Below are 2,484 nucleotides of genomic sequence, written 5' to 3'. Positions count from 1 at the left end.
CTGGTCGCCCGGGTCCGCGCCCTGCTGCGCCGCGGCTCCCGGCCGGCCCCGGCCCGGGACACCCACGGCGGCCGGGACGCCCAGGACGCGTCCGGGCCGCAGGCCGTCCTGCGGGTCGGACCGCTCACCGTCGACCCGCTGCGCCACGAGGTCACCGCCCACGGCCGTCAGATCGGCTGCACACCCGCCGAGTTCCGGCTGCTGGAAGTGCTGGCCGGCCAGCCGGGCCGGGTCTTCACCCGCGCCCAGCTGCTGGAACACCTGCACGGCATCGACCGCTACATCACCACCCGTACCGTCGACACCCACGTGATGAACCTGCGCCGCAAGATCGAACCGGATGCGCGCCGCCCCGTCGCCCTCCTGACGGTGTACGGCATCGGCTACAAGCTCGCGGAGGAGCCGCCCGGTGCGTCCTGACACCCCGCTGCGCCGCAGCCTGACGGTCCGGCTGCTCGCGCTCTCCGCCCTGGTCTCCCTGTGCTCCATCGCCGCGACCGCCTGGCTGGCCGCCCGCACGACCACCGGCGCGATCGAGCGGGAGCAGACCCGGGTCCTCGTGGACCACACCCGGATCTACGACGAACTGCTCGGCTACGCCGCGACCCACGCCGACTGGAGCGGGGCGCAGGAGACCGTTCGGCGGCTCGCGGACGCCACCGGGCGCCGCATCGTCCTGGCGACGCCGCGCTTCGAACCGGTCGTGGACTCGGCGGCCGGGGCGGGTGCCGGTGCCGGTGCCGGTGCCGGTGCCGCTCCCGTTTCCGTTTCCGTGGACGGGCCCGAGACCGGTCCCGCGTCGACGACCGGTGAGCGGACGGCCCTGCCCCGTACGCCCACCACCACGGTGGACCCGCTCGCCGTCGACATCGCCATGCTGCCCGGCGCACCGAGCGACCGGATCGACGCCCGCGCGGCGGGGCCGTTCCGGCCGACCGCCGCCGAGCACGCGACCCTGCGGGCCGCCCTGCTGCGGCAGGCGGACTGCCTGCGGTCGGCGCTCGGCATCGAGGCGACCGTCACCGACGACCTCGCCGGGCGGCCGCGGCTGCGGACCACCGACGACCGCGCCGACGGTGTGCGCTGCGCGTCCCCCGTGGTGATGGCGGCCCCGACCGACTCCGAGCGCGCCGCGCTCACCGACCTCACCGCGCTGGTCAACGCCTGCCTGGCCCGCCGGCAGGCCGGTCCCGTCACCCTGTCCCTGGGGCCGGACGGGATCCCGGCAGGGCCGGCGCCGCAGGACCGGGCGATGTCCGCCTGCCTGACCAACGCCCGCCGGCAGCAGCTCGTCCAGTACGTGGCGCCGCCCGTGCTGCTGTTCGTCGACACCCCGGTGACCGCCCCGAAGGTCACCGGCGCCGGAGCCGGGGGCGAGGCCCCCACGGCGGTGTCCGCGTCGATCCCCGCCCACCCCGGGCGGGTCGCCGAGGTCGCGGCCCTGGTGCTGTCGGTGACCGTGGCGGTCACGGTGACGGTCGGCCTGCGGCTCTCCCGGCCGCTGCACGCCCTCACCCACGCCGCCCGGCGGATGGCCGACGGGGACCTCTCGGCCCGGGTGGACGTGACCGGCCGCGACGAGATCGCCGGACTCGCCGCCGCCTTCAACGCGATGGCGGAACGGCGCGGGCAACTGGAGGACCTGCGCAAGGCGATGGTGGGCGACATCGCGCACGAGCTGCGCACTCCACTGAGCAACATCCGCGGCTGGCTGGAGGCCGTCGAGGACGGCGTCGCCACGGCCGACCGGGCGCTGACGGGCTCGCTGCTCGAAGAGGCCCTGTTGCTCCAGCACCTCATCGACGACCTGAAGGACCTGGCCGCCGCCGACGCGGGCGAACTGGCCCTGTACCGCGAACCCGTGGACGTCGAGGACCTGTTGGCCCAGGTCGCCACCGCGCACGGAGCCCGGGCGCGGGCGTCCGGAGTGGCCCTGGCGCTGGCCGTCGAGCCTTCCCGGGACGCGTCGTCCGGGAACATGTCGTCCGGGAGCGCGCCGGACGGCTCGGTGGCCGGCGCCGAGCTGTTCGCCGACCCGGTGCGCCTGCGCCAGGCCGTCGGCAACCTGGTCGCCAACGCGGTCCGGCACACCCCGGCGGGCGGCACGGTCACCCTGCGGGCCCGCACCGACGCCGACGCCGTCCTCATCGAGGTCGCCGACACCGGCAGTGGCATCGCCGAGGCGGACCTGCCGCTGGTGTTCGAGCGTTTCTGGCGGGCGGAGAAGTCCCGCAGCCGTCGGACCGGCGGCAGCGGTCTCGGCCTCGCCATCGTCCGCAAGCTCGCCGAGGTCCACGACGGCAGCGTCCGGGTGGCCAGTACCCCCGGCAGGGGCTCGGTGTTCACCGTGCGCCTGCCGGTGGCCCCGACAGCGGCGTCGGGGCCACCGGGCCGGGGCCGGAAGGAGCCGCCATCGGAACAGCACACCGCTGAACCACACTCACACCGAGGCAGGGCGGGTTCCGGGTTGGGGGTGGAAAAGCG

General features: G+C 76.0%; 2 protein-coding genes. Both read left to right on the top strand.

Annotated elements, in window-relative coordinates; all coding sequences use genetic code 11:
- On the top strand, nt 1-420 hold a 420-nt coding region (locus tag ACIQOV_RS37250), incomplete at its 5' end, for a winged helix-turn-helix domain-containing protein (protein WP_401055219.1).
- A partial coding sequence (locus ACIQOV_RS37245; protein WP_401055218.1) for a sensor histidine kinase occupies nt 410-2,484 on the top strand: 2,075 nt, incomplete at its 3' end. The genes ACIQOV_RS37250 and ACIQOV_RS37245, both read left to right, overlap by 11 nt.

The organism is Kitasatospora sp. NPDC091257 (assembly GCF_044757675.1).
GTDB lineage: Bacteria > Actinomycetota > Actinomycetes > Streptomycetales > Streptomycetaceae > Kitasatospora > Kitasatospora lactacystinica.
The sequence above is the reverse complement of the archived record's forward strand: the minus strand, read 5'-3'. Positions and strand labels throughout refer to the sequence as shown.